The following is a 26,319-nucleotide window of genomic DNA, read 5'->3' as shown; positions in this document are numbered from 1 at the left end:
ACCCTACGCCCACGCAGGGAGACCGCAGGCCCTGTCGCACAGGGGCTGCCGTCGACGGGCGGGCAATGGGGAGCGGATCACCGGCGCAGGCTGGCAGGGCTCCCGTGGACTACGGGTGACGGAATCCGCCCGTTCAGGAAACGACGGCCGCTGTCGGCCGCCGCCAGGTCAGTAGCGCCAGTCCAGCTTGCGGTAGAACTTGGCCATCACCCAGGCCGGGCCGATCAGCAGGTAGGTCAGGTCGGTCAGGAAGCTGGGCTTGCGGCCCTCGAATTTGTGGCCGATGAACTGCGCGATCCAGGCCACCACGAACACGCCCACCGCCAGCCAGCGCAGGGCCTGCAGGCCGATCTCGGCCTCCAGCAGCCGGCACAGGCAGCCGAACACGAAGAACTGGATGAGCATGCCGATGCCCAGCGGGCGCGACAGCTTGTTGTAGAAGCACCACGCGCTGAACATCGCCAACGCCGACCAGATGCCGTACTGGAACCAGGTGATCAGCGGCGGCAGGCACCACAGCAGGGCCACCACCGACCACAGGATCGCCGGGACCGCCACCACGTGGATGCGCTGGTTGATCACATTGCGGTGGTCGTCGGAGTAGCTGGCGAAATAGCGGTCGATCGGCCGCGCAAGCTGGGTGGATGTCTGCATGCTGCGTCGCTTCCTCGGGCAACGGTAGTGCCGGCCGCTGGCCGGCACTCCAGAGCATAGCCGAGTTCGCGAGGTTGCCGGCCAGCGGCCGGCACTACCGCGATCAGAGCGCCCCCCGCCTTTCCGGCCGGGGGGACGCGGGGGGATCAGTCGACGCTGATCCCGGCCAGGCGCTGCAGCGCCTCGGCGTACTTGGCGCGGGTGCGCTCGATGATCTCGGCCGGGATGCTCGGGCCCGGGGCGGTCTTGCCCCAGTCCAGCGTCTCCAGGTAATCGCGCACGAACTGCTTGTCGTAGCTCGGCGGGCTGGTGCCCACTTCGTATTCGTCGGCCGGCCAGTAACGGGAGGAATCCGGCGTCAGCATCTCGTCCATGATGTACAGGCGGCCATCGGCGTCGGTACCGAACTCGAACTTGGTATCGGCCAGGATGATGCCGCGCTCGCGGGCGTAATCGGCCGCGAACTTGTAGATGCGCAGGGTGGCGTCGCGCACGCGCTCGGCCAGTTCCGCACCGACCTGCTTCACCATCGCATCGAAATCGATGTTCTCGTCATGGTCGCCGACGGCGGCCTTGGTCGAGGGGGTGAAGATCGGCTCCGGCAACTGCTCGGCCTGGCGCAGGCCATCGGGCAGGTCAATGCCGCTGACCTTGCCGGTGCGCTGGTAGTCCTTCCAGCCGCTGCCGATCAGGTAGCCGCGGGCGATCGCTTCCACCGGCACCGGCTTCAGCTTGCGGGTGACCACCGCACGCTTGGCGTACAGGGCTGGGTCCACGCCTTCGGGCAGCACGCTGGCCACGTCGATGCCGGTCAGGTGGTTGGGCATCAGGTGCGCGGTCTTGGCGAACCAGAAGTTGGAGACCTGGCAGAGCATCTCGCCCTTGCCCGGAATCGGGTCAGGCAGGACCACGTCGAACGCCGACAGGCGATCGGTGGCGACCATCAGCAGGTACTCGCCCGGCGGGGTTCCGGCTGGCAGCCGCTCGCGCGGGATATCGAACACATCACGCACCTTGCCGCGATGGCGCAAGGGCAGGCCGGGGAGATCGGATTGCAACAGCGTGGTTGGCACGGGCACTCCTGGGGCGTTGTCGATACGGCTGCTGCCCAACGGACCCGGCGGGCCCGCTGACCAGCGGGCGGCCTAGTGTAAAGCGGTCCGGGCCCGCTGTGACGTAAAATGAGCGTCCATTTCGTCGGTCGACCCCGGAGCGCCATGCGCTGGTACGGAAAACTGCTCGGATTCATCGCCGGCGCCCTGCTGTTCCGGCCCAATCCGCTGTTCGGTGCGGTGGTCGGCCTGTTGATCGGCCACGCCTTCGATTCGGACTGGTTCCGCCTGAACAAGGAGAACCCGTACCGGGAGCTGGGGCTGACCTCCGAGGCCACCGATGCCGAGGTCGAGCGCGCCTACCGCAAGCTGATCTCGCAGTACCACCCCGACAAGCTGGGCGGTGCCGCCCCCGAGCTGCAGCAGCAGGCCGAGCAGAAGTCGCGGCGGATCAATGCCGCCTACGACCGCATCAAGACCCTGCGCAAGCGCTGATTCCAGAGTCCCGCCTGCGGGCGGGAGAACCTTTTCCCCGTTCCGAAGGCCCCGGCCATGTCCAACTGCCTCATCGCCCCCTCCATCCTGTCTGCCGACTTCGCCCGCCTCGGCGAGGAAGTCGACAACGTCCTCGCCGCTGGCGCGGACTGGGTCCACTTCGACGTGATGGACAACCACTACGTGCCGAACCTGACCATCGGGCCGATGGTCTGCCAGGCGCTGCGCAAGCATGGCGTCACCGCGCCGATCGACGTGCACCTGATGGTCGAGCCGGTGGATCGCATCATCCCGGACTTCGCCGAGGCCGGTGCCACCTACATCAGCTTCCACCCGGAGGCGAGCCGCCACGTGCACCGCACCATCCAGCTGATCCGCTCGCTGGGCTGCAAGCCGGGCATCGTGCTCAATCCGGCCACTCCGGTGGACATCCTCGACTGGGTGCTGGATGACCTGGACCTGGTGCTGCTGATGTCGGTCAACCCGGGCTTCGGCGGCCAGGCCTTCATCCCCTCGGCGCTGGACAAGCTGCGCGTGGTGCGCAAGATGATCGATGCCAGCGGCAAGGACATCCGCCTGGAGATCGACGGCGGCGTGAAGGCCGACAACATCGGCGAGATCGCCGCTGCCGGCGCCGACACCTTTGTCGCCGGTTCGGCCATCTTCAACGCCAGGACCAGCTACCAGGATGTGATCGCGCAGATGCGCGCCAACGTCGCTGCGGCACGGGGCTGAGCCATGAGTACGGTGGCCGTGTTGAACATCCGCCCGGCCACCGTAGCCGATGCGGGATTGATCCTGCATTTCATCCGCGAGCTGGCCATCTACGAGAAGGCCGAGCATTCGGTGCAGACCGATGAGATCGGCATCGCCGAGAGCCTGTTCGGCGCCGATGCCACGGCGCGCGCGTTGATCTGCGAAGCCGACGGCGAGGCCATCGGCTATGCGGTGTATTTCTACAACTATTCCACCTGGCTGGGCCGCAAGGGCATCTACCTGGAAGACCTCTACGTCAGCCAGGAAAAGCGCGGTGCGGGCGCCGGCAAGGCACTGCTGAAGTACATCGCGCGCCAGGCCGTGGCCGAGGGCTGCGGCCGTTTCGAATGGTCGGTGCTGGACTGGAACACCCCGGCCATCGAGTTCTACACCGCTGCCGGTGCCAAACCGCAGGACGAGTGGACCGTGTACCGGTTGCAGGGCCAGGCGCTGCACGATTTCGCCAACGGGTGAGATGACGTGCATCCACGCTTGGCGTGGATCTACTGCTGGGCAAAAAAAAAGCCACGCCAATCACTGGCGTGGCCTCGCTGCATGCGTGGGAGGCTGATCCTGCCTCCATCCATCGTCCCTGCTATGGCCTTCCATTCTCCAGCAACTGAATGACACCTGCGTGACATTCACCGCGGGCAAACAGCGCATTGCTAGCCTGTGCCACCCCCTCCTGGAAGTACCGCATGACCACCCCGCGCTGGCGCCTGATCCTCAATGGCAAATCCGCTGGCAACGAGGAGCTGCGCGATGCCGTCGGCCACTGGCGCGGACAGGGCGTGCAGCTGGACGTGCGGGTGACCTGGGAGGACGGTGACGCCGAACGCTACGTGGCCGAGGCCATCGATCATGGCGTGGACGTGATCGTTGCCGCCGGTGGCGATGGCACGCTCAGCGCGGTGGCCGAAACCCTGGCGCATCGTGAGGAAGCGGCGGATGCGCTGCCCTCGCTGGCGCTGATCCCGATGGGGACCGCCAACGATTTCGCCACGGCTGCGGGTATTCCGACCGAGCCTGAGGGCGCGTTTGCGTTGATCGGACAAACCACGCCGCGTGCCATCGATCTGCTGCGCGTGGACGCCGATGGCACGCCCTGGTGGTGCGCCAACCTCGCCAGTGGCGGCTTCGGCACGCAGGTGACGGTGGAGACCGATGCCGGCCTGAAGAAGATGCTGGGCGGGCTGGCCTATGTGATCACCGGCATCGCCAAGCTGGGCCGCATCGAGCCGATCACCGCGCGGCTGTCCGGCCCGGATTTCGCGTGGGAAGGCGACTTCATCGCCCTGGGCATCGGCAATGGCCGGCAGGCCGGCGGTGGCCAGCAGTTGTGCCCGCAGGCCGTGATCGACGATGGGCTGCTGGATGTCACCGTGCTTCCGGAACTGGAAGGTGAGGTCACCGCCACGCTCGGCCAGATGCTGAAGTCGGGCACCCAGGCGGCGCTCGAACAGCTGGCCACGCGCGCGCGGCTGCCGTGGCTGCAGGTGGAGTCCGAGCGCCCGTTGACCCTCAACCTGGACGGCGAACCAGTCCAGGCCCGCCAGTTCCGCATCGCGTGCGTGCCGGGCAGGGTGCGGATGCACCTGCCGACCGGATGCCCGTTGCTGGCCGGGTAGGGGGTAAAGTCGACTGTTGGTCGACTGCTTTTCGTTCCGACGGCGTAAAACCCCGCGCTACGCGCGCAAGTCGACTTACAGTCGACTCTACCGGTCCGCGTCGTCGGTTCCCGTGGCCGGCTCGGCCGTCCCGTGGTTCAGTTTCCCAGGGTTCCCCTCCCGCCCCGGCTGCGATACAGTCAGGGGGTGTCCAGCCTGACGACCCCGCATACCCTTTCTTCCGCACGCCGTTGGTGGCGATGGTGGCCCGTTGCCGTCGTCCGCTCCCATAACGCTGTGTCCCGGAAGGAAAGTCGTCTTGAACTCGCACGCTCAGTTTCAGCAGCAGGCCGCTGAAGGCCACACCCATATTCCCGTCGTCCGTGAAGTGCTGTCCGACCTGGACACGCCGCTTTCGGTCTATCTGAAGCTCGCCGACGGCCCCAATACCTACCTGTTTGAATCCGTCGAAGGCGGCGAGCGCTTTGGTCGTTACTCGATCATCGGCCTGCCGGCGCGTCGCGTGTACGCCTTCCATGGCCACACGCTGACCGTGCGCGAAGACGGCCAGGTGGTGGACACCCGCGAAGTGGCCGACCCGTTCGCCGAAGTCGAGGCGCTGCGCAGCGCCCACTCGGTGCCGAAGCTGGACGGCCTGCCGGGCTTCACCGGTGGCCTGGTCGGCTGGTTCGGTTTCGAGTGCATCGGCTACATCGAGCCGCGCCTGGCCCCGCCGGCCGGCCGCGATGAGCTGGGCACGCCGGACATCCTGCTGCTGGACTCCAACGAGCTGGCGGTGTTCGACAATCTCAAGGGCCGGCTGTACCTGATCGTGCACGCCGACCCGCGCGTCGACGGTGCCTTCGAGCAGGCCCAGGCGCGCCTGGATGCACTGACTGCCAAGCTGCGTGCACCGGGTGCCGGCTATCCGGCGCCGCTCAACAGCGACGTGCTGGACGAATCGGATTTTGTCTCCGGTTTCACCCGCGAAGGGTTCGTCGATGCGGTCCAGCGCAGCAAGGAATACATCCGCGCCGGCGACATCTTCCAGGTGGTGCTCAGCCAGCGCCTGAGCGTGCCGTTCAAGGCGCGCCCGGTGGATGTGTACCGCGCGCTGCGTGCACTGAACCCGTCGCCGTACATGTACTTCCTGGATGTCGGCGACCTGCAGGTGGTCGGTTCATCGCCGGAAATCCTGGTACGCCTTCAGGATGGCGAAGTCACCGTGCGCCCGATCGCCGGCACCCGCCCGCGTGGCGCCACGCCCGAGCTGGACCTGGCGCTGGAAGCCGAGCTGCTGGCCGATCCGAAGGAACGCGCCGAGCATCTGATGCTGATCGACCTGGGCCGCAACGATGCCGGCCGCGTCTCGAAGGCAGGTACCGTGGAGGTGGGCGAGCAGTTCGTGATCGAACGCTACAGCCACGTGATGCACATCGTCAGCGAAGTGACCGGGCAGCTGCAGCCGGGCCTGAGCTATGCCGACGTGCTGCGTGCCACCTTCCCGGCCGGCACGGTCAGCGGCGCGCCGAAGATCCGCGCGCTGGAAGTGATCCGCGAGCTGGAACCGATCAAGCGCAATGTCTACGCCGGCAGTATCGGCTACATCGGCTGGCACGGCGATGCCGATACCGCGATCGCGATCCGCACCGCGGTGATCAAGGATGGCCGCCTGTACGTGCAGGCCGGTGCCGGCATCGTCTACGACTCGGACCCGGACAAGGAATGGGACGAGACGATGAACAAGGGCCGCGCGCTGTTCCGCGCCGTCGCCCAGGCCGCCAAGGGCCTGTGATCCTCCCCGTGCCGTGGCCTGCGCCGCGGCACCTTCCGCTGTTCCCATTCAAGACAAGGAGTACCGCATGAAGCTGCTGAGCGCATTGCTGTGGTCGTCACTGCTGGCCACGATGGCCCCGTCTGCGTGGGCGCAGGCCAACACGATTCCCTCGCAGCCGCACCTGCTGGTGAAGGGGCAGGGCAGCCGCACGGTGATGCCGGATCGGTTCGGCCTGCAGTTGAACATCGAAGAGACCGACATGGACGCCGACGCCGCGCGCCGCCGCGTGCAGGACAACGTTGCCCGCGTGCTGGCACTGTTCAAGCAGCACAAGGCGGTGGAGGGCAGCGTGCGCGCGGACAACCTGCGGATCGGCCCGGCCACGCGCTATGAGCAGAACCGGCAGGTCTTCATCGGTACCCGCGTATCGCGCCAGCTGCGTGCCAGCTTCGCCAGCGTGAAGGCGATGCAGGATGTGCTGGGGGCGTTGAAGGCCAACGAGAACGTACAGGTGAGCAGCCTGGCGCCGACCTATTCGGGCGAAGTGGCGCTGCGCCGCGAACTCAAGGGCGAGGCAGCGGCCCAGACCCGCGAGTCCGCGCAGGGCCTGGCCAAGGCCTATGGAACAAGAGTGCGTGGCCTGTACAGCATCTCCGATGTGGCGCCGGACTTCGCCTACGGCATCCGGGCCGGGCAATGGCCGCAGCAGGGCGAGGACGGCGGGGACCTCGACAGGATCTCGGTGACCGGCAGCTACGCGCCCGCCTCCGCGCCCGCGCCCGCTGAGCCCGAATCCATTGAAGCCGGCCCCATCACCTACACCGAAAACGTGTACGCCATTTTCCTCATAAGCGACGGAACCTGACCATGTTGTGGATGATCGACAACTACGACAGCTTCACCTACAACCTCGTGCAGTACCTGCAGACGCTGGGCGCCGAGGTGAAGGTGGTGCGCAACGATGCGATGAGCGTGGACGAGATCGCCGCGCAGAAGCCCGAGCGCATCGTCATTTCGCCCGGCCCGTGCACGCCCAACGAAGCGGGCGTGTCGCTGGAGCTGATCCAGCGCCTGGGTCCGACCACGCCGATCCTCGGCGTCTGCCTGGGCCACCAGGGCATCGGCCAGGTCTACGGCGGCACGGTCATCCGTGCCGGCAACATCATGCACGGCAAGACCTCGCCGATCCGCCATGAAGGCAAGGGCGTGTTCGCCGGCCTGCCGGACCGCTACCAGGCCACCCGCTACCACTCGCTGGTGGTGGACAAGAACAGCCTGCCCGATGTGCTGGAAGTGACCGCCTGGACCGAGAACGACGACGGCTCGATCGAAGAAATCATGGGCCTGCGCCACCGCCAGTTCCCGGTGGAAGGCGTGCAGTTCCACCCCGAGTCCATCCTCACCGAACACGGCCACGCCCTGCTGCGCAATTTCCTGCAGCGTCCGGCGGCCTGATCCAAGGAGCATTCCCATGAGCTTCTCCCCCCAGGAAGCCCTGCATCGCACCATCGAACACCGCGAAATCTTTTTCGACGAAATGGTCGACCTGATGCGGCAGATCATGCGCGGCGACGTCTCGCCGATGATGACCGCGGCGATCCTCACCGGGCTGCGCGTGAAGAAGGAGACCGTGGACGAGATCGCCGCGGCGGCCACCGTGATGCGTGAATTCGCCCGGCCAGTGCCGGTGGCCGATACCTCCAACCTGGTTGATATCGTCGGTACCGGTGGCGATGGCTCGCACACCTTCAACATCTCCACCTGCTCGATGTTCGTGGCCGCTGCCGCCGGTGCGCGCGTGGCCAAGCATGGCAACCGCAGCGTGTCGTCCAAGTCCGGCAGTGCCGATGCGCTGGAAGCGCTGGGCGCGGTGATCGAACTGCAGCCGGATCAGGTGGCCGCGGCCATCGAGCAGACCGGCATCGGTTTCATGTTCGCGCCGATCCACCATCCTTCGATGAAGGTCGTTGCGCCGGTACGCCGCGAGATGGGCGTGCGCACCATCTTCAACATCCTCGGCCCGCTGACCAATCCGGCCAGCGCGCCGTCGGTGCTGATGGGCGTGTTCCATCCCGATCTGGTGGGCATCCAGGCCCGCGTGCTGCGCGAGCTGGGCACCGAGCGCGCCATGGTGGTCTGGGGCCGCGACAACATGGACGAGATCTCGCTGGGTGCCGGCACGCTGGTGGGCGAACTGCGCGACGGCAAGGTGCGCGAGTACGAGATCCACCCGGAGGACTTCGGCATCGCCATGTCGGCCAGCCGCAACCTGCGCGTGGACAGCCCGGAGCAGTCCATCCAGATGCTGCGCGCGGTACTGGACAATGAGCCCGGCCCGGCGCTGGACATCGTTGCGTTGAATGCCGGCGCCGCGCTGTACGTTGCCGGCGTGGCCAGCGACATCGGCGACGGCCTGGCCCGCGCCCGTGCCGCCATCGCCAACGGCAGTGCCCGCCAGCGCCTGCAGCAGTATGTTGAGACCACCCGCGCGCTGGTTGCCTGAGCGCGCGGTTCAGCCTGACCCCGTCGATGGCCGATAATGGCCGTCCTCACCGCCCCCGCACCGAACCGAAGACGATGAGCGACATCCTGCAGACGATCCTGGCCCGCAAGGCCGAAGAAGTGGCCCAGCGCCGCGCCCAGCGCCCGCTCGAGGCGCTGCAGGCCGCCGTGGCCGGCGCCCCGCCGGTACGTGGCTTCGTGCGCGCCTTGCAGGCCGCGGTGGCCAACGGCGATCCAGCGGTGATCGCCGAGGTGAAGAAGGCCAGCCCGTCCAAGGGCGTCATCCGCCCGGACTTCCGCCCGGCCGACATCGCCGTCAGCTACGAGTTCGGCGGCGCCAGCTGCCTGTCGGTGCTGACCGACGTGGACTTCTTCCAGGGCGCCGACGCCTACCTGCAGCAGGCGCGCGAGGCGTGCACGCTGCCGGTGCTGCGCAAGGACTTCGTCATCGACGCCTACCAGGTGTACGAGGCACGCGTGCTGGGCGCCGACTGCATCCTGCTGATCGTCGCCGCGCTGGACGACACCCAGCTGGCCACGCTGTCCGAACTGGCGCTGTCGCTGGGCATGGACGTGCTGGTGGAAGTGCACGACATCGACGAGCTGGAGCGTGCGCTGCAGGTGCCGGCGCCGATGATCGGCATCAACAACCGCAACCTGCGCACGTTCGAAGTGTCGCTGCAGACCACGCTGGACATGCAGAACGCGGTGCCGCGTGACCGCCTGCTGGTCACCGAGAGCGGCATCCTTGGCCCGCAGGACGTGGCGCTGATGCGTGACGCCGGCATCCATGCCTTCCTCGTCGGCGAAGCCTTCATGCGCGTGGAAGAGCCGGGCGAGGGCCTGCGTCAGCTATTCTTCGCGGCATGACAACGCACTATCCAACGCCGCGCGAGGATGCGCCGCTGGTGGTCTTCGACTTCGACCACACCCTGTACGACGGCGATTCGGGCACCCACCTGTTCGCCTCGCTGATCAAGCGCAACCCGCTGCGCATGCTGGCGGCGCTGCTGGTCACGCCGATCGCCGGGCCGATGGTGGCGATGCTGCCGACCCGTCGCGCGGGCATCTCGGTCTATGTGTGGATCGGCAGCTTCGGCCTGCACCGTGCGCGTGACTTCAACAAGGTGATCGACGCCTATGTGCTGCGCAACCAGGCGCAGATGCGCGCCAAGCTGCTGCCGCAGGCGCTGGAGGTGTTCGCCGCGCACCGCGCCAAGGGCGACCGCGTGGTGGTTGCCACAGGTGCGCCGCCGGAGCTGGCGCGCGCGATCCTGGCTTTCGTGGCCCACCAGGACGTACCGGTGATCGGCACCGAGGTCGGCCCACGGCTGGGCGGCGTCGGCCCGACCCGCCACTGCCACAATGAAGAGAAGATGCGCATGCTGCGTGAGCGCGGCTACGGCGACATCGATATCGCCTATTCCGACAGCACCGCCGACCTGCCGCTGCTGCTGGCAGCCAAGGCGCCGGTAGTGGTGAACCCGAAGCCGGGCCGGGTGGCGTTCTTCCGCCGCGTGCTGCCGGCGGGCACCCGCATCCTCAACTGGGGTTGCGTGGACCGCGGTGGCGACAAGGCCTGATCCCGCCGCACGGTGATGGATCTGCCGGCCAGCGGCCGGCACTACCCTTCTCCGTCGCGGTTGTGCCGGCGCTTCTCTGTCCCGGTAGTGCCGGCCGCTGGCCGGCAAACGCTCAGCGGTACAGGTGCCCGTACACCGCGTGGCCAATCTGGAACAGGCTGATCCCCAGCACCAGCACGCCGACGGCCACCAGCACCCAGCGCTCCTTCACCCGCTTGACCAGGATGGCGGCTACCGGCGCGGCCATCATGCCGCCGATCAGCAGGCCGGCGACGATCTGCAGGTGCTGCACCCCCATCGACAGCAGGAAGGTCGCCGACACCGTCAGCGTGACCACGAACTCCGCCGCATTGACCGTGCCGATCGTGGTGCGCGCCTGGCCACCCCGGGCGAGCAGGGTGGACGTGGCGATCGGCCCCCAGCCGCCGCCACCGCTGGCGTCGAGCAGGCCCGCGAAGAAGCCCAGCACCGGTACCCGGCGGATCTCGCCCTTGGGCATCCAGCGTCCGGCCGCGCGGGCGAGGATGATGATCGCCAGCACCAGCAGGTACAGGTAGATCAGTGGCCGGATGATCTCGCCCGGGATCTGCGTGAGCACGTACGCGCCCACGGCACCGCCCACCGCGCCAGGCAGGGCCAGGCGCAGGAACAGGCGCTTATCGACATTCCCGGCTGCGAGGTGCGACACACCCGAGGCGCCAGTGGTGAACACTTCAGCGGTGTGGATGCTGGCGCTGACCTGCGCCGGGGGCAGGCCCATGCTCAGCATCACCGACGAAGACACCAGGCCGAACGCCATGCCCAGCGCGCCGTCGACCAGCTGTGCGCCCAGGCCGATGAGGATGAACCACCAGAATTCGCTGCTCAGTTCCATGCCCCGAGCCTAGCGCGCGAAGGAGTGCGGACCAAGGTCCGCACCCACCGGGTGCTCAACGGTCAACGGGTGCCGTACAGCACCACGGTCTTGCCACGGGCATGCAGCAGGCCGTCGGTCTGCAGCTTCTTCAGCACGCGGCCGGCCATTTCCCGCGAGCAGCCGACCAGGCGTGCCAGCTCCTGGCGGGAGACGCGCAGCTGGCTGCCCTGCGGATGGCTCATCGCCTCCGGTTCCTGCGCCAGGTCGTGCAGGGTGCGCACGATCCGGTCGGTAACGTCCAGGAATGCCAGGCGGCTGGCCTTGCGGCTGGTGTCGAGCAGGCGCTTGGAGATCTGCTGGCCCAGCGCGTACAGCAGGCGCGGGGCGTCGGCCGACAGCGGGCCGAGGAACAGCTGATGCAGGCGCTCGTAGCTGATTTCAGCCAGCTCGCAGGCGGTACGGGTCCGCAGGATCACCTCGCGGCGGTCCGATTCGACGAACAGGCCCATCTCGCCGACGAACTCGCCGGCACCGAAGTAGCCCAGCACAAGCTCGCGATCGTCATCTTCCTCGGCCATGATCGAAACCGAGCCGCTGATGACGTAATACAGGGTTCCCGCCGGGTCACCGGGTCGGAAGACGTCGGTACGGGTGGGATATCGCCGCCTGTGGCTGTGCGCCAGGAAACGATCGATTGTGGCGATATCCAGGGCCAGTGGACTGCTAGCTAGGCGCACGGTTGACACGATAGGGGCGCTCCCTCTGCGCATGAACGGATTCACGGGGTCGATAGCGGAGCTTAACCAGCGCAATTGTTAAGGGCAAACAGTGTGCCAGAACTCTTGCGTCTTCACGTTCCCCCCGGGGGCAGTTTGCCCCATAATTCCCCCTTTCCCTTCTTACACAGGAATCGACCGCCGTGGTCAAGCCGTTGCCTCGCCTGAGGCTGCAGGGTTTCAACAACCTCACCAAGGCGCTGAGCTTCAACATCTATGACGTGTGTTACGCGCGCACCGAAGAGGAGCGTCAGCGTTACATTGAATACATCGATGAAGAGTACAACGCCGACAGGCTGACTCAAATCTTGACCGATGTCGCCGAGATCATCGGCGCCAACATCCTGAACGTGGCCCGCCAGGACTACGACCCGCAGGGTGCCTCGGTGACCATCCTGATCTCCGAAGAGCCGGTGATCGACAAGAAGCAGGCCGGCAAGGAACTGATTCCCGACGCCGTGGTCGCGCACATGGACAAGAGCCACATCACTGTCCATACCTACCCGGAAACCCATCCGCAGGAAGGCATCGCGACGTTCCGCGCGGACATCGACGTGGCCACCTGTGGCGTCATTTCGCCGCTGAAGGCCCTGAACTACCTGATCGAGAGCCTGGAATCGGACATCGTGATCATGGACTACCGTGTCCGTGGCTTCACCCGCGATGTGAAGGGCAAGAAGCATTACATCGATCACAAGATCAACTCGATCCAGAACTTCCTGGCCAAGAACATCAAGTCGCGTTACGAGATGTTCGACGTCAACGTCTACCAGGAAAACATCTTCCACACGAAGATGCACCTGAAGGACTTCGACCTGGACCAGTACCTGTTCGAGGAAAAGGCCAAGAACCTGTCGTTCAAGGAACGCATGAAGATCGAAGCGCTGCTCAAGCGCGAGATCGAAGAGCTGTTCCACGGCCGGAACCTGTCCGAGTAAGCCCCATGTGCGATGCCCGCAGGCATCGCCGCCCAGGCGGGACGACCCGCCCCGTGGAACCAGTGCCTCGCACGCGTTACAGTTCCACGGTGATGTACCGACCCACGGCCCGGTGTGAAAACACCGGGCCGTTTCGTTTTTCCCAAAAAGGTAAGGAGCCCCCACCCATGCCCTGGATCTATCTGCTGCTGGCCGGCCTGTTCGAGATCGGTTTCGCCCTCGGAATGAAGTACTCCGAAGGCTTCAGCAAACCCCTGCCCACCGTTGCCACGGTGGTGTCCGCCCTGATCAGCCTGTACCTGATGAGCCAGGCGATGAAGAGCATCCCCGTCGGCACCGCCTACGCGATCTGGACCGGCATCGGCGCCATGGGCGTGGCGGTGCTGGGCATCTACCTGTTCAACGACAGTGCGTCGCCGGCCCGCCTGGCCTGCGTGGGCCTGATCGTAGCCGGCGTGATCGGCCTGAAGCTGGTCTCGCCGAACTGATTGATGGCCCGACCAACGGTCGGGCCCCACCGTCGCCCCCCGCACCTCCTGGTAGGCCCGCACCGTTGGTGCGGGCGACCCTTCAAATGCGGTAGGCGATGGTCTTCATCACCCTGGAAGCCAGCGCCATCGCGCCCGGGATCGGGAACGGCAGGCGGCGTGCGCCGGCCTGTTCGGCGTGCTCCGCATGGCGGGCCTCGTCCTCCTTCATCACCTGGATGACCGCGCGGCTGCGCAGATCGCCGGCCGGCAGGTCGACCAGGTGCTCGTCCAGATGGGCTTCCACCTGGCGCTCGGTTTCAACCACGAAGCCCAGGTTCCAGCCGTCGCCGCGCAGACCCGCCAGGGTGCCGATGGTGTAGCTGCCGGCGTACCACAGCGGATTGAACAGGCTCGGGCGGCTGTCCAGTTCATCCAGCCGGGTCGCGCACCAGGCCAGGTGATCGGTCTCTTCCTGGGCCGCTTCCAGCAGGTGTTCACGGGTGGCCGGGTCGCGGGCCACGGCCGCCTGGCCGAAGTACAGGCCCTGTGCGCAGACCTCGCCGACATGGTTGATCCGCATCAGCCCCGCGGCGTGGCGGCGCTCGGCGCGGTCCATGCCCGGCTCGCCGGTGCCTGCGGCCGGGTAGGGGCGGGCCGCCGGAGGGTTGCCGAACACCGTGTCCAGGGCGCGCTGCGCCTCGGTCAGCAGGTGGTCCAGCGGGGTGGTCTGGCGGAGCACGGTCATGGCGGCACGCGGTGGGGCGGGAGACCCGCCGATTCTCGCCCGCCCCCGCTCCCCTGCCAACCCGGGGCAGGGCCAGCTTGCACCGAGGGCGTGACCTGCGTACAATCCCGCCTCTTGCGCTTCACCTTTCACAACGCGTGGCAGAGTTCCGGCGAGTCCTTCGCCGCAATGAGCCCGACCTAACCTAGAGTTCTTCATGAGCACTTTCACTGCCAAGAACGAGACCGTCCAGCGCGACTGGTACCTCGTCGACGCCGAGGGCAAGACCCTGGGCCGTCTCGCCACCGAGCTGGCCCGCCGTCTGCGCGGCAAGCACAAGCCGGTCTACACCCCCCACGTTGATACCGGCGACTACCTGGTCGTCATCAATGCAGAAAAGATTGCCGTCACCGGCAAGAAGCTGCAGGACAAGATGTATCACCGTTTCACCGGCTACATCGGCAACCTGAAGACCGAATCCCTGGCCCAGGCGCTGGAGCGCCACCCGGAGCGCGTGATCGAGATCGCCGTGAAGGGCATGCTGCCGAAGGGCCCGCTGGGTCGCCAGATGTACCGCAAGCTCAAGGTCTACGCCGGCACTGAGCATCCGCACGCCGCACAGCAGCCGCAGGTTCTGGATATCTAATCATGGCTATCACTCAAAACTACGGCACTGGCCGCCGCAAGTCCTCCACCGCTCGCGTGTTCCTGCGCAAGGGTTCGGGCAACATCACCGTCAATGGTCGTCCGCTGGACGAGTTCTTCGGTCGTGAGACCGCGCGCATGATCGTGCGCCAGCCGCTCGAGCTGACCAAGAACACCGAAAGCTTCGACATCCTGGTCACCGCCGCTGGCGGCGGCACCACCGGCCAGGCCGGTGCGATCCGCCTGGGCATCGCCCGTGCGCTGGTCGAGTACGACGAAACCCTGAAGTCCGAGCTGCGCAAGGCCGGCTTCATGACCCGTGACGCCCGTGAAGTCGAGCGTAAGAAGGTCGGTCTGCACAAGGCCCGCCGCGCCACCCAGTTCTCCAAGCGCTGATTTACCGCGCCTGGTTGGGCTCCTGTGGGTGCCCGCTGGTTGGAAAAGCAAAAGCCCGGCTTCGGCCGGGCTTTTGTCGTTCTGGGGTTGTGGATTTCCTGGTTGCCAGCCAGCGGCCGGCACTACCCGGGGTTTCGCATCTCGGAAGGGGTGGGGTCAGAGCCTTTTCCTTTGGAAAAGGATCCGACCCCGGGCCTCTCTCTGGAGAGGAGCCCCCTTGTTGTTCAAGGGGGTGCGCCGACAGGCGCGGGGATAAGGTGGAATGCGCGACCAAATTAAAAGCAAAAGGCCAGATCTTTCGATCTGGCCTTTTGCTTTTAATTTGGCTGCCCCGGATGGATTCGAACCACCGAATGCCTGAGTCAGAGTCAGGTGCCTTACCGCTTGGCGACGGGGCAAAACGTGCAACTATTTTCTCACTTTTCACACTGAAAAACAACTTGATTTTCAGTGTGGTGGCTATGGGTGGACTCGAACCACCGACCCCAGCATTATGAGTGCTGTGCTCTAACCGGCTGAGCTACATAGCCTTGGTGAGCCCGCTATTCTGCGGATGTGTATCGACCCTGTCAACACTTTTGTGTCGTGCTTGTGGGCCGACAGAGGGCATGGGATAGTCCCGACCAGTAGATTTTCTTAGGAGTCCGCATCGTGATCGATCCGGACGGCTATCGACCGAACGTCGGCATCGTGCTGATGCGGCAGGACGGCCAGGTGTTCTGGGCACGACGCGTGCGCCGGGATGGCTGGCAGTTCCCGCAGGGTGGCATGAACACCGACGAGACGCCTGTCGAGGCCATGTATCGTGAACTGCAGGAAGAGACCGGCCTGCTGCCTGAGCATGTGGAAGTGCTCGGGGCCACGCCCGGCTGGCTGCGCTACAAGCTGCCGGCGCGGGCCATCCGCCGCAACGAGCGGCAGGTCTGCATCGGCCAGAAACAGGTCTGGTTCCTGCTGCGCCTGACCGGCGACGAATCCCACGTGACGCTGGACCACACCGACTCGCCCGAGTTCGACCACTGGCGCTGGGTCGACTTCTGGTACCCGGTAGAGCACGTGGTGATGTTCAAACGCGGCGTCTATGCGCGTGCCCTGCGACACCTCGCGCCACTGGCGCGCGGCGTGGCCGGGCAGGGCGTCACCGCCATGCCCAAGAGCGCCGCGGAGGCCTGGATGCCGGGCCACACCGCCGGGCACGACCGCCCGCGCAAGCGCCCGCGGACCCGAGGGTACTGGCCGAAGAAGGTCACGGGCGACGGCCCGGCCAGCTGACCGGCTGAACGGTATCGAGAATGGTTCAGGTCTCTGATTGACAACCATTCTCGTTTCCATTGGAATAGCCACCAGGCCGCTTGTGGCCTGTCAGCCCGGTTCCCGCCTGTGTACGTCTGCATCTGCAACGGAGTCACCGACCACCAGATCCGCGAAGCCGCCAGCCATGGCGTCAGCACGGTGGCCGAACTGACCATGCGTACCGGTTGTGGTGCCACCTGCGGTTCCTGCCTGGACATGGCCGGCGACCTGCTGGCCAAGGCACGTGCGACCCACGATCTGCCGCTGCCGGTATTGGGCCTGGCGCAGGTCGCCTGATCGCCTTTTCGCGGCGCGTTGACGCCGCGCTTTCGCATCCTTCACTTTCGGCCGCGCAGGCCAATGCGCACGATTCGCGTTCCTTCACGAGCGCACGCGAGGCGTTAAAGTGCCTGCGTTTTCAGCGTGCAGGAGCACCCCCATGAAGGGCGACACCAAGGTCATCGAATTCCTCAACAAGGTCCTCTACAACGAGCTGACCGCGATCAACCAGTACTTCCTGCACGCCAAGATGCTGAAGAACTGGGGCATCAAGGAACTGGCCGAACACGAGTACAAGGAATCGATCGACGAGATGAAGCATGCCGACATGCTCGCCGACCGCATCCTGTTCCTTGAAGGCCTGCCGAATTTCCAGGCGTTGGGCAAGCTGCGCATCGGCGAGAACCCGACCGAGATCCTGCAGTGCGACCTGTCGCTGGAACGCGATGGCGTGGTCACCCTGCGCGAGGCCGTGGCCTATTCCGATTCGGTTGGCGACTACGTCAGCCGCCAGCTGTTCGTGAAGATCCTCGATTCGGAAGAGGAGCACATCGACTGGCTGGAAACCCAGCTGGACCTGATCGAGCGTATCGGCGAGCCGAAGTACCTGCTGAGCAAGCTGGAAGAGTGAGTCAGCCGCCCTGGCCGGCGCGGTGCTGTGCCAGGTAGCCCGTCAGTGCAACACGCGCCCGGGCGAATTCCGCAACCAGCAGCGCCACCGCCACCGCGGGGCGCTGCAGGCTGCCACTACGGGCTTCGTGCTCGATCCGCTGCGCGATCGCCGACAGCGACAATGCGCCGACGTTTGCACTCGATGACTTCAGGCTGTGCGCTGTGGCCTGCAAGCGCAGCTCATCGCCGTTCTGCGCGGCCAGCTGCAACTGCTGCACCATCACCGGCGCATCTTCAAGAAAGACCATGACGATCTGGGTGGCAGCGTCGCCGATCACGGTGTGCAGTTCATCCAGCACGTCGCGGTCGATCACCGGTTTCGGCGCGGCTTGGCTTGTCGTCTCCTGTAGAGCCGCGCCATGCTCGGCTGATGGAGTGGGAGTGCAACTGGCCGTCAGCCGAGCATGGCTCGGCTCTACGGACGGCTCCGCAGAAAGTTGTCCAGGTGATGCAGCTTTGCCGCCACCCCAACGCAGCAGCAGCGCATGCAGCGTGGCGCGCGCGATCGGCTTGGACAGGTAATCGTCCATGCCCGCCTGCAGGCAGCGCTCGCGGTCACCGGCCATGGCGTTGGCGGTCATGGCGATGATCGGCAGGCGCGCGCGCCCGGTCTCCACTTCTTCGGCGCGCCAGCGGCGCGTGGCGGCGTAGCCGTCCAGCACCGGCATCTGGCAATCCATCAACACGATGTCCACGCCGCCTTCGCGGAGGGCGGCCAGCGCCTGCTCGCCATCGGCGGCGTTGCGCACTTCGCACTGGAACACGCGCAGCAGTTGTTCGGCGACCATCCGGTTGACCGTATTGTCCTCCACCAGCAGCACACGCAGATGCAACGGCGGCAGCGTGGCAGCCGGTTGCTCGTTGTCCGCGCTGGCCAGCAGCGCAGCGGGGCGGGCGGGGGCGACCGGTGCAGCCAGCAGTGCATGCAGGGCCGCATCGTCGAAGTGCGGGGGCAGCTGGCGCTGGCGCTGGCGTTGTGGAAGTGCGCCCTCCTGCAGCCACAGCACCTGCAGCGCATCGTCGTCACCACGTTCACTCAGCGCCAGCTGCAGCGTGGCCTCACCGTTGCGGCGTGCGCGGGCATCGACCAGCAGCCATGCCGGTGCCGGTTGTCCGGGCCGCGCGGGAGCGCGCAGGCGCTCGACCACGGCATCCAGCTGTGCCAGCACCTGCACCTGCAGCCCATGGTGGGCGGCGATGCGCTCGATACGTGCCTGCAGCGTTGCATCGGCACTGAACAGCAGCAGCGGTGCCGGTGCGCGCGCCATCGCCGGCAGGTCGCCAGCGACCTTCAGCAGCGGGATCTCGAACCAGAAGGTTGCGCCCTGGCCCGGCGTGGAGTGCACGCCGATGTGCCCGTGCATCAGGTCGATGATGCGCTTGCAGATGGCCAGGCCCAGGCCGGTGCCGCCATAGATGCGGGTGGTGGATGCGTCGGCCTGGCTGAAGGACTGGAACAGGCGTGCCTGCAGCGCGTCGTCGATGCCGATGCCGGTATCGATGATCTCGAAGCGCAGCTGGTGCTGCGCGGCACTTTCACCCAGGCGCAGCACGCGCAGCTGCACCTGGCCGCGGGCGGTGAACTTGATGGCGTTGGCCAGCAGGTTGCTCAGCACCTGGCGCAGGCGCACCGGGTCGCCGCGCACCGGCAGGCGCACCGATGGATCCAGTTGCAGGCCCAGGGCCAGGCCCTTGGCGTCGGCGGCCCGCTGCATCAGCTGTACCACGCCATCGAGCAGGTCGCGCAGGTTGAAGCTGGTGATCTCCAGTTCCAGCGCCTGCGCTTCCAGCCGGGAGTAGTCGAGGATGTCGTCGACGATGCGCAGCAGCTGTTGCGAACTGGCCGAGGCGGTGGCCAGCATCTGCCGCTGGTCTTCGCCCAGCGGCCCGCGTGCGATCAGCTCCAGCATCGGCAGGATGCCGTTGAGCGGGGTGCGGATCTCGTGGCTCATCGTGGCCAGGAACTCGCCCTTGGCCAGCACGGCCGCCTCGGCGGCCTGCTTGGCCTGCAGCAGCTGTTGTTCCAGCTGGCCCTGGCGTTCGGTGGTATGGCGAAGCTGGTCGCGTTCGGCGGCCAGCGCACTGTGCGTGCGCTGCAGCTGGGCCAGCGCATGGTTGCGCGCGCGCAGGCGCAGGCCCAACAGCAGCAGCGCGATGGCGGCCGCAGCAAGGGCAACCAGCAGCACGCCCCACAGCGGCACGTCAGAGCACCGCGTTGTGGAAGTCGAAGTTCAGGTCGCTGCCGGCCGACTGCACCATGTTGCCCTGGATGTAGTCGACTCCGCCTACCCACATCGCCGCTGCAGCCTGCGGATCCTCGATCTGCTGGCCGATGATCTGCAGTCCGGCGGCATGGGCCTGTTCGATCGTCTTGCGCAGTTCCTCGCGCGTGGCCGGATTGGAGTGGCTGCTGGAGAAGCGCGCAGCCATGCGCACGAACGACAGCGGCAGCTGGGTCAGCAGTGCATCGGCCTCGCCGCTGGGTTCGAACTGGCTCAGGCAGAAGCGCACCCCCGCGCTGGCCATGCGCTGGCAGAACTGCTGCAGCGGCACGGTGTGGATCAGTGCGTCGGGCAGGCGCACGTCGATCACCAGCGCACTGCCGGGCAGGTCACGCTGCTGCAGTGATTCCAGCAGCCAGTCGGCGAAGGCATCGCGCTGCAGGGTGCGCAGCGACTGCGAGACGAACAGGCTCAGCGGCTGCGTTGCGTGCCGGTACAGATCCAGCAGGCCCAGTGCGTGGTCCATCACCTGCTGGTCGAGGTCGGCGATGCGCCCGGCGGCTTCCGCGGCGGGGATCACCTGGCCGGCCGCCAGCACCGTGCCATCGGCCTGGCGCAGGCGCAGCAGCAACTGGTATTGCGCGGTGTTGCCGCCTGCCACGGCGACGATCGGCTGGTAGGCCAGTTCCAGCTGGCCCTCCAGCAGCGCCAGGTGTTCCTGTTCGGTGACCGCCTGGCGATGCACATGGCCCGCCACGCCGGCGCTGAGCAGGCGCGCCTGCAGGGTGGTGCGCTCAACCGCTTCCAGCGCACTGCTGGCATCCTCGAAGCCCGGCGACAGCGGCGCATAGCCGACCACGCCGCGCAGATGCACGGATTCGTCGTCGCGGATCACGAAGGCGCGGGCCGACAGCTGCTCGCGCAGGCTCGCGGCGATGCCTTCGAGGGCGTCCTCGTCGGCGTTGCGGGCCAGCAGCAGGAAGCTGTTGTCGTTCAGCCGCGCCAGCAGGTGCGGATGGCCGGCTTCGGCCAGGCGCTGCCCGGCCTGCACCATCAGCCGTTCAAACGCGGCATAGCCATAGCGTTCGCGCAGGCCCAGCGCACTGGCCACTTCGATGAAGAACACGCCGCCCCGGTCGCGGTGGGCGAGTGCGGTGTTGAGCTGCTGCAGCACATGGTGGCGCGTCGGCAGGCCGGTTTCCGGATTGCTGGTGGCCGGTGCGCCGGTGGCGCCCGGCAGGGTCGCGGCCTGGGCACGCGCGCGGCGGATGCGGTTGGCCACCGCTGCGATCAAGTGGCGCGGCCGGATCGGCTTGCTCAGGTAGTCGTCGGCGCCGCTGTCGAGCACTTCGAACTGGCGCTCTGGATCCGGATCGCCGCTGAGGAACACGATCGGCAGCAGCTGCAGGCCGGGCTGCTGGCGGATCAGCGCGGTCAGGCGCATGCCGTCCAGCCCGGGCAGGTGCAGATCCATCAGGATCAGGTCGGGGCGGTGCTCCTTGATCGCCTGCAGCGCGGCATCGGCATCGCTGTGCACGATCGCCTGCATGCCGGCGCCGTGCAGCACGCTCTGCGCGAACAGCGCCTGGGCGCGATCGTCTTCAACGATCAGCACGCGGTAGGGCGAGTCCGAGGGCGGCGGGGCCAGATCGTTGTTGCCGGCTTCGGCCAGTGCGATCGGGCCGGGCAGCGGCGGCGGTGCGCTGTTGACCGGCGCCGGGGCATCGGTCGCGATGGGCGGCGGGGTCGCAACCGTCGGTGCGGCCACAGCGGGGCCTGCCGCCTCGGGCGCCCAGCGCTGCCAATGATCGGCCGGAGGGGTTTCAGCGCGTCCCGGGCGGGCGCCCGCGGGGGATTCGTTTGCGGCCATCGGTGCTCCTGGTGTTCGCGTCCATTATGCGACAAGCCCGGTGCTCAACCGGTACTGCTGTGCCCCGGCGGTGCTGCCGATGCACCGCGCGCCAGCCAGCGCACGCCCTTCCACAGCGCGCGCCAGACCAGCCACACCAGCAGCGCGCCGGCCAGGCTGCAGGCCAGCACCACGATCAGCGCGATCCACGGGTGTGCCAGGGCCAGCGCCAGGCCACCGACTACCACGGTGTCCTCGGCGGCGGAGGCGACCCAGTTGCTGGCCGGTTCCGGCGAGGTATTGAGCAGCGCGCGGGTACCGGCCTTCAGGCCGTGGCTGGCGAGGGCGACGCCGGCACCGGCGGCGAGTGCGCCGGCGCCGAGCTGACCGTCCGGCGACAGGGTAGCCGCTGCGAGGAACGCGCCGGCCGGCACGCGTGCGAGCGTCTGCACCAGGTCCCAGACCGAGTCCACGCCGGGAATCTTGTCGGCGAAGAACTCGGCGATGGCCAGCGCCGCCGACGTGCCCAGCACCCACCAGGATTCGGTGGCCTGCAGGGCGGGCGGCAGGTCGACCCAGCCGAGCAGGCCGGCAAGGCCGACGCCGAACACGGTGAGGTAGACGCGGATGCCGGCCAGCCAGGCCAGCAGGATGCCGATCACGAACAGGTGGGCTTCGGTCATGGCGATGCTCCGGCGACGGAACTGTGCAGGGGACCACACTATCGACGATGGCATGCCTGAACGCCACAGACCGTGGCCGGCCACGGCGCAGGAAACCCACCCGTCCTGTCATACACTAGCCCGTCGTTTGCCACAGGGGCCGTACCGGTGTCGCCCTCGCGATACCCCGGAAACCACCCATGACCAACCGTCCTCCCATGCGCGTGCAGGTACGCCTGCCCGGCGCGCCGCAACCGCCGGCCGACCGTCGCCGCCTACTGGTGATCGGCGGCATCTGGCTGCTCAGCCTGGTGCTGGCGGTGCTGGGTGGCTGCTGGATGGCCACGCCACGCGATGCCCAGGGCCAGCGCCTGCAGGCTGCCGAGAAGCGCGCCGAGACGCTGCAGGCGCAGCTGACCGAGCTGCGCCAGAAGCAGGCCACGCTGGAAGCCTCCGACCGCATCAGCCGCGCCGCCAATAACGAGGTGCAGTCCTCGCTGGCCGAGCGCGATGAGGAAATCGCCGGCCTGCGCGCCGACGTTGCCTTCTATGAGCGCCTGGTGGGTTCGACCAGCCAGCGCAAGGGCCTGAACACCCACTCGATCGAGTTCAGCCCGGAAGCGGCCGGCACCTGGCAGTACACCGCCGTGCTGACCCAGAACCTCAACCGCGGCGCCATCAGCCAGGGGCAGATGCGCTTCACCGTGGAAGGCGTGAAGAACGGCAAGCTGGCCACGATCAGCTGGGATGATCTGCACCAGCGCAGCAAGGTGCCGGGACAGGATTACTCGTTCCGGTACTTCCAGCAGCTCACCGGCAGCGTGATGCTGCCGGCTGACTTCACCCCGCAACGCGTGCGGGTGACATTGGGGAGTGGTACGGGGGGTACCACCCAGGTATTCGACTGGAAACAGGCCGGCGCGCCGGCCAGCAAAGGGGAGTAGGCAGATGTTCGGAAGCAGCAAATCCAACCGTGAAGGCCAGCTGGTGGTGGATGCCCTGATCGGCAACCAGGTGGTGATCCGCGGTGATGTGGAATTCAGTGGTGGCCTGTATGTGGAAGGTCGCATCCACGGCAAGGTGATCGCCACAGAAGGCGCCAGCGGCGCGACCCTGACGGTCGCCGAGCATGGCGTGATCGAGGGTGAGATCCGGGCCCAGGTGGTGGTCATCAGCGGCCGTCTGGACGGCGATGTACACGCCACCGAGAAGGTCGAGCTGACCCCCAGCGCACGGGTCAATGGCAACGTCCATTACCAGGTGGTGGAGATGAATGCGGGCGCCCAGCTGAACGGCCGCCTGATCCATGCCAGCGCCCCGATGGCGGCCCTGCCGGCGCCGGAAGGCGATGAGGCCAATGGCGGCAAGGGCGACACCGCCGCACGCCGCAAGCTGGCCGAGGCGATGGCTTGAAAGCCATCCCCGGCACCCCCATGCTGGCACCATGAGCACGCTAGTCTCCCTGCCCGGCGCCACCCCGCTTGCCGCGCCCGATTACCAATCGCTGGAGCGCCCGCTGAACTTCACCGAGTCGGCGGCCGCCAAGGTCAAATCCCTGATCCAGGAAGAGGGCAACCCCGACCTGGCCCTGCGTGTGTACATCGAGGGCGGCGGCTGTTCGGGCTTCCAGTACGGGTTCGAGTTCGACGAGAACCGTGCCGAGGATGACCTGGCGGTACAGACCAGCGGGGTGACCCTGCTGGTCGACCCGCTGAGCCTGCAGTACCTGATGGGCGCCGAGGTGGACTACACCGAGAGCCTGACCGGTGCCCAGTTCGTGATCCGCAACCCGAACGCAAAGACCACCTGCGGCTGCGGCAGCAGCTTCAGCATGTAAAAGGCCTGTGGCCGGAATGTGCCAACCAGGGTTGGCACCTGCCAGAGCGGGTAGATCCACGCCATGCGTGGATGATCCTTCCTGCATCCACAACGGCAGATTGCGCACAGCGCCGACCTTGCCACCCGCATCGATTGGCGGCACGCTTGCAGGATGCCCAATACTCCTTCGCCGCTTTCCGGTTTCGCCTTCGTGGGTGAACCGCTGGAGCGCGCCGATGCCCTGCGCGAAGATGCCGATGCACTGGCGCGCCTGTGGCCGGGCGCGCGCATTCTCGTGCTCGATCAGGACGGCAGCGCCTTCACCGGCGATGACGATCAGCCACTGGCGCTGACCGGCGCCGACATCGGCGGCGGCCCGGGTGCCGCGATCTTCCTCGGCCTGCGCGGAGAGCAGGCGTGGTTCTCGGTTGAAGCCACCAACGTCACCATCAGCGCACCACGCCGGCTTGATCTGCGCCAGGCCGCGCTGCTGTGGTCGATGGCCGATGCGACCGCCTTCAGCTATGCCCGCGGCATGTCGTACTGGCACTCGCGCACCCGCTTCTGCGGCGTGTGCGGCGGCGCCGTGGCGTTTGCCCGTGGTGGCTTCGTCGGCCGCTGCGGGCAGTGTTCCACCGAGCACTACCCGCGTGTCGACCCGGCGGTGATCGTCGCCGTGGAAAACCAGGGCCGGCTGCTGCTGGGCCGGCAGTCGAACTGGGCCCCGCGTCGCTACTCGGTGCTGGCCGGCTTCGTCGAACCCGGCGAGACCTTCGAGCAGACCGTGGTGCGCGAAGTCCATGAAGAGAGCAAGGTGCGGGTGACGGCCTGCCAGTACCTCGGTTCGCAGCCCTGGCCATTCCCGGGTGCGCTGATGGTTGGCTTCCGCGCACAGGCGCAGGATGACCTGCCGACCGTGGACGGTGAGCTGGAAGACGCGCGCTGGTTCAGTGCCGACGAGGTCGGCGCGGCACTGGCGCGCGACGTGGAGGACGATGGCCAGGGTATCCGCCTGTCGCCGCCGATCTCGATTTCGCGCGGCCTGATCGAGCATTGGTACCGGCAGCAGAAGGGCTGAGCCGGGCCGGCTGGGGCGATTGCATTGCCGCCACCTGAACACGGCCCGGGTTACAGTGCGGGTCATCGCGGAGGGCGCCGCTGCGACAGGTAAGGTAGCGGCGCCGAGCGTTTTGTTTCGTAGGGAGACCTGCCATGTTCACCACTCTGGCCGCCGTGCTGGTGGCACTGGCCCTGGGCCATGTTGCTCCGGCCGCTGCTGCCTCGCTGCGCCGTTTCGACGGTTTCCGGCGTTGGCTGGGCTGGCTGGATGCGCGTGGTGGCAAGGCCTGGCAGGGACCGGCCGGCGTTGCCTTGGCACTGCTGCCGCCGCTGTTGCTGATGGTGCTGCTGGCGTGGCTGTTGCGCGGGGTGCTGTTCGGCCTGCCGTCGCTGCTGCTGGGCGTGGCGGTGCTGGCCTGGTGCTGGGGCCCGCGTGACCTGGACCGCGATATCGAGGCCATTATCGATGCCGATGATGCGGCGACGCGGCAGGCTGCAGTGCGCAACCTGCAGTCGGCCGGCGGCAGCCTGCGCGAGGACATTCCGTCACTGGTCGAGGCGACGGTGCTCAACGCACTGCGGCGCTGGTTCGCGGTGCTGTTCTGGTTCCTGTTGCTGGGCCCGGCTGGCGCGCTCGGTTACCGGCTGCTGGCGCTGATGGCGGAGAGCCCGATGCGCGCACGCGTGCCGGTGGAGCCGCTGGCGCTGGCGCAGCGCCTGCTGGGCTGGATCGAGTGGCCGGTGGCGCAGCTGATGGCCTTCTCGATGGCGCTGGTGGGCAATTTCGATACGGCGTGGAAGGCCTGGCGCCAGGCCCATGGCGAACGCCTGGCCGGCAACATCGGGTTCCTTGGCGCGGTGGCGCGGGCCAGCGTCAACGCCGAGCTGCGTGAGGATGCGCACGATTACACCGAGGCAGGGTTGCTGCCGGTGTGGCAGCGGTTGCCGGACCTGCGTGATGCGATGAGCCTGGTGTGGCGGATGCTGCTGCTGTGGCTGGCGGTCCTCGCCCTGCTGGTGATTGCAGGCTGGGTGACGTAGTTGCTTTGCAGGGCTTGCAGCCCTGCACCTGCAGAGGCCAAAGCCAAAGCCAAAGCGGCTCTGGATTGCTGAGGGTTGGGCGGGGCGGGGTGGGGGGGGGGGCCCGCCCCGTAAACCCGCCCCGGGGGGGCGCATGCGCCCAACCAGGCGCCAACCGTCCAGGAGCCCCACCCCCCCCCCCCCCCCCCACATT

At 67.1% G+C, this 26,319-nt stretch carries 30 protein-coding genes and 2 tRNA genes; 22 read left to right on the top strand and 10 right to left on the bottom strand.

Annotation, left to right across the window (positions count from 1 at the left end; genetic code table 11):
• Positions 1 to 168 precede the first annotated feature (168 nt).
• Complete coding sequence (locus AC5JLE_RS01445) at positions 169 to 654, bottom strand: Mpo1 family 2-hydroxy fatty acid dioxygenase (protein ID WP_014648674.1); 486 nt, start codon at positions 652 to 654, stop codon at positions 169 to 171.
• A gap of 146 nt (positions 655 to 800) precedes the next feature.
• The gene (locus tag AC5JLE_RS01440) at positions 801 to 1,727 is read right to left on the bottom strand and encodes a phosphoribosylaminoimidazolesuccinocarboxamide synthase (RefSeq protein WP_014648673.1); all 927 of its coding nucleotides are present in this window, start codon (positions 1,725 to 1,727) and stop codon (positions 801 to 803) included.
• Between the two features lie 144 nt (positions 1,728 to 1,871).
• Here AC5JLE_RS01440 and AC5JLE_RS01435 point away from each other — a divergent pair, with 144 nt between their 5' ends.
• The 10 genes from AC5JLE_RS01435 to AC5JLE_RS01390 all read left to right on the top strand — a co-directional run bounded on the left by AC5JLE_RS01435 (position 1,872) and on the right by AC5JLE_RS01390 (position 10,426).
• Positions 1,872 to 2,201 (top strand): J domain-containing protein, encoded by a 330-nt coding sequence (locus AC5JLE_RS01435; RefSeq protein WP_005411327.1) that lies wholly within the window; start codon positions 1,872 to 1,874, stop codon positions 2,199 to 2,201.
• Between the two features lie 57 nt (positions 2,202 to 2,258).
• Positions 2,259 to 2,936 (top strand): ribulose-phosphate 3-epimerase, encoded by a 678-nt coding sequence (gene rpe, locus AC5JLE_RS01430; RefSeq protein WP_100450708.1) that lies wholly within the window; start codon positions 2,259 to 2,261, stop codon positions 2,934 to 2,936.
• Between the two features lie 12 nt (positions 2,937 to 2,948).
• The gene (locus AC5JLE_RS01425) at positions 2,949 to 3,431 is read left to right on the top strand and encodes a GNAT family N-acetyltransferase (RefSeq protein ID WP_065178874.1); all 483 of its coding nucleotides are present in this window, start codon (positions 2,949 to 2,951) and stop codon (positions 3,429 to 3,431) included.
• A 224-nt stretch (positions 3,432 to 3,655) separates the two neighbouring features.
• Complete coding sequence (yegS, locus tag AC5JLE_RS01420) at positions 3,656 to 4,585, top strand: lipid kinase YegS (protein WP_069117732.1); 930 nt, start codon at positions 3,656 to 3,658, stop codon at positions 4,583 to 4,585.
• 298 nt (positions 4,586 to 4,883) lie between these two features.
• Entirely contained in the window at positions 4,884 to 6,359 is a 1,476-nt protein-coding gene (gene trpE / locus AC5JLE_RS01415; RefSeq protein ID WP_100450706.1) for an anthranilate synthase component I, read from the top strand.
• Between the two features lie 67 nt (positions 6,360 to 6,426).
• On the top strand, positions 6,427 to 7,206 hold the full coding sequence (locus AC5JLE_RS01410; RefSeq protein WP_014648669.1) for an SIMPL domain-containing protein: 780 nt from the start codon (positions 6,427 to 6,429) through the stop codon (positions 7,204 to 7,206).
• A 2-nt stretch (positions 7,207 to 7,208) separates the two neighbouring features.
• Positions 7,209 to 7,796 (top strand): anthranilate synthase component II, encoded by a 588-nt coding sequence (locus AC5JLE_RS01405; RefSeq protein WP_014038739.1) that lies wholly within the window; start codon positions 7,209 to 7,211, stop codon positions 7,794 to 7,796.
• 16 nt (positions 7,797 to 7,812) lie between these two features.
• On the top strand, positions 7,813 to 8,844 hold the full coding sequence (trpD, locus tag AC5JLE_RS01400; protein WP_049440043.1) for an anthranilate phosphoribosyltransferase: 1,032 nt from the start codon (positions 7,813 to 7,815) through the stop codon (positions 8,842 to 8,844).
• 74 nt (positions 8,845 to 8,918) lie between these two features.
• Positions 8,919 to 9,713 carry an indole-3-glycerol phosphate synthase TrpC gene (gene trpC, locus AC5JLE_RS01395; protein WP_032960709.1) on the top strand — a complete coding sequence of 265 codons (795 nt, stop codon included), beginning with the start codon at positions 8,919 to 8,921 and terminating at the stop codon, positions 9,711 to 9,713.
• Entirely contained in the window at positions 9,710 to 10,426 is a 717-nt protein-coding gene (locus tag AC5JLE_RS01390) for a haloacid dehalogenase-like hydrolase (protein WP_005419826.1), read from the top strand. The genes trpC and AC5JLE_RS01390 overlap by 4 nt, the downstream gene beginning before the upstream one ends.
• A gap of 112 nt (positions 10,427 to 10,538) precedes the next feature.
• Here the strand turns inward: AC5JLE_RS01390 and AC5JLE_RS01385 are convergent, their stop codons facing one another.
• Both AC5JLE_RS01385 and crp read right to left on the bottom strand, forming a co-directional pair.
• The gene (locus AC5JLE_RS01385; protein ID WP_010482650.1) at positions 10,539 to 11,300 is read right to left on the bottom strand and encodes a sulfite exporter TauE/SafE family protein; all 762 of its coding nucleotides are present in this window, start codon (positions 11,298 to 11,300) and stop codon (positions 10,539 to 10,541) included.
• A 62-nt stretch (positions 11,301 to 11,362) separates the two neighbouring features.
• Positions 11,363 to 12,052 carry a cAMP-activated global transcriptional regulator CRP gene (crp, locus tag AC5JLE_RS01380; protein WP_010482649.1) on the bottom strand — a complete coding sequence of 230 codons (690 nt, stop codon included), beginning with the start codon at positions 12,050 to 12,052 and terminating at the stop codon, positions 11,363 to 11,365.
• Between the two features lie 149 nt (positions 12,053 to 12,201).
• Here crp and speD point away from each other — a divergent pair, with 149 nt between their 5' ends.
• Both speD and AC5JLE_RS01370 read left to right on the top strand, forming a co-directional pair.
• A complete protein-coding gene (gene speD, locus AC5JLE_RS01375; RefSeq protein ID WP_014648662.1) occupies positions 12,202 to 12,996 on the top strand; it encodes an adenosylmethionine decarboxylase in 795 nt (264 codons plus the stop codon).
• A 167-nt stretch (positions 12,997 to 13,163) separates the two neighbouring features.
• Positions 13,164 to 13,484: a DMT family transporter gene (locus AC5JLE_RS01370; protein ID WP_005419816.1), complete on the top strand. Its 321-nt coding sequence runs from the start codon at positions 13,164 to 13,166 to the stop codon at positions 13,482 to 13,484.
• Positions 13,485 to 13,566: 82 nt separating this feature from the next.
• Here AC5JLE_RS01370 and coq7 read toward each other — a convergent pair whose 3' ends face one another.
• Entirely contained in the window at positions 13,567 to 14,211 is a 645-nt protein-coding gene (gene coq7, locus AC5JLE_RS01365; protein ID WP_014648661.1) for a 2-polyprenyl-3-methyl-6-methoxy-1,4-benzoquinone monooxygenase, read from the bottom strand.
• Positions 14,212 to 14,407: 196 nt separating this feature from the next.
• Between coq7 and rplM the strand changes: the two genes are divergently transcribed.
• Both rplM and rpsI read left to right on the top strand, forming a co-directional pair.
• The gene (gene rplM / locus AC5JLE_RS01360) at positions 14,408 to 14,836 is read left to right on the top strand and encodes a 50S ribosomal protein L13 (RefSeq protein WP_005414692.1); all 429 of its coding nucleotides are present in this window, start codon (positions 14,408 to 14,410) and stop codon (positions 14,834 to 14,836) included.
• A gap of 2 nt (positions 14,837 to 14,838) precedes the next feature.
• Complete coding sequence (rpsI, locus tag AC5JLE_RS01355) at positions 14,839 to 15,231, top strand: 30S ribosomal protein S9 (protein WP_005411311.1); 393 nt, start codon at positions 14,839 to 14,841, stop codon at positions 15,229 to 15,231.
• A gap of 323 nt (positions 15,232 to 15,554) precedes the next feature.
• Here rpsI and AC5JLE_RS01350 read toward each other — a convergent pair.
• Both AC5JLE_RS01350 and AC5JLE_RS01345 read right to left on the bottom strand, forming a co-directional pair.
• A tRNA-Gln gene (locus AC5JLE_RS01350) sits at positions 15,555 to 15,629 on the bottom strand.
• A 55-nt stretch (positions 15,630 to 15,684) separates the two neighbouring features.
• Positions 15,685 to 15,761, bottom strand: a tRNA-Met gene (locus AC5JLE_RS01345).
• 121 nt (positions 15,762 to 15,882) lie between these two features.
• Here AC5JLE_RS01345 and AC5JLE_RS01340 point away from each other — a divergent pair.
• The 3 genes from AC5JLE_RS01340 to bfr all read left to right on the top strand — a co-directional run bounded on the left by AC5JLE_RS01340 (position 15,883) and on the right by bfr (position 17,434).
• On the top strand, positions 15,883 to 16,503 hold the full coding sequence (locus AC5JLE_RS01340; protein ID WP_014648660.1) for an RNA pyrophosphohydrolase: 621 nt from the start codon (positions 15,883 to 15,885) through the stop codon (positions 16,501 to 16,503).
• Between the two features lie 108 nt (positions 16,504 to 16,611).
• Positions 16,612 to 16,821, top strand: coding sequence for a (2Fe-2S)-binding protein (locus AC5JLE_RS01335; RefSeq protein ID WP_005411309.1), 210 nt, complete (start codon positions 16,612 to 16,614; stop codon positions 16,819 to 16,821).
• A 142-nt stretch (positions 16,822 to 16,963) separates the two neighbouring features.
• Positions 16,964 to 17,434 (top strand): bacterioferritin, encoded by a 471-nt coding sequence (bfr, locus tag AC5JLE_RS01330; protein WP_005419804.1) that lies wholly within the window; start codon positions 16,964 to 16,966, stop codon positions 17,432 to 17,434.
• Between the two features lies 1 nt (position 17,435).
• Here the strand turns inward: bfr and AC5JLE_RS01325 are convergent, their stop codons facing one another.
• The 3 genes from AC5JLE_RS01325 to AC5JLE_RS01315 are packed head-to-tail and all read right to left on the bottom strand — an operon-like array spanning position 17,436 to position 22,229.
• Complete coding sequence (locus tag AC5JLE_RS01325) at positions 17,436 to 19,676, bottom strand: ATP-binding protein (RefSeq protein WP_495233482.1); 2,241 nt, start codon at positions 19,674 to 19,676, stop codon at positions 17,436 to 17,438.
• A 1-nt stretch (position 19,677) separates the two neighbouring features.
• Positions 19,678 to 21,567 (bottom strand): EAL domain-containing protein, encoded by a 1,890-nt coding sequence (locus AC5JLE_RS01320; protein WP_134967083.1) that lies wholly within the window; start codon positions 21,565 to 21,567, stop codon positions 19,678 to 19,680.
• 44 nt (positions 21,568 to 21,611) lie between these two features.
• Positions 21,612 to 22,229, bottom strand: coding sequence for a DUF4126 domain-containing protein (locus AC5JLE_RS01315; RefSeq protein WP_049407839.1), 618 nt, complete (start codon positions 22,227 to 22,229; stop codon positions 21,612 to 21,614).
• Positions 22,230 to 22,408: 179 nt separating this feature from the next.
• Here AC5JLE_RS01315 and AC5JLE_RS01310 point away from each other — a divergent pair, with 179 nt between their 5' ends.
• From AC5JLE_RS01310 to ampE, 5 genes are all read left to right on the top strand, one after another.
• Positions 22,409 to 23,152 (top strand): DUF6776 family protein, encoded by a 744-nt coding sequence (locus AC5JLE_RS01310; protein ID WP_032956752.1) that lies wholly within the window; start codon positions 22,409 to 22,411, stop codon positions 23,150 to 23,152.
• A 4-nt stretch (positions 23,153 to 23,156) separates the two neighbouring features.
• Entirely contained in the window at positions 23,157 to 23,621 is a 465-nt protein-coding gene (locus tag AC5JLE_RS01305; protein ID WP_032956754.1) for a bactofilin family protein, read from the top strand.
• 31 nt (positions 23,622 to 23,652) lie between these two features.
• Entirely contained in the window at positions 23,653 to 24,045 is a 393-nt protein-coding gene (erpA, locus tag AC5JLE_RS01300; protein WP_046432858.1) for an iron-sulfur cluster insertion protein ErpA, read from the top strand.
• Between the two features lie 153 nt (positions 24,046 to 24,198).
• Positions 24,199 to 25,104, top strand: coding sequence for an NAD(+) diphosphatase (gene nudC / locus AC5JLE_RS01295; RefSeq protein WP_014648655.1), 906 nt, complete (start codon positions 24,199 to 24,201; stop codon positions 25,102 to 25,104).
• A 134-nt stretch (positions 25,105 to 25,238) separates the two neighbouring features.
• Positions 25,239 to 26,126, top strand: coding sequence for a regulatory signaling modulator protein AmpE (ampE, locus tag AC5JLE_RS01290; protein ID WP_014648654.1), 888 nt, complete (start codon positions 25,239 to 25,241; stop codon positions 26,124 to 26,126).
• Positions 26,127 to 26,319: the final 193 nt, after the last annotated feature.

The organism is Stenotrophomonas sp., from assembly GCF_059505245.1.
Note: the sequence above shows the minus strand (reverse complement) of the source record. Positions and strands in the feature narration are given on the sequence as shown.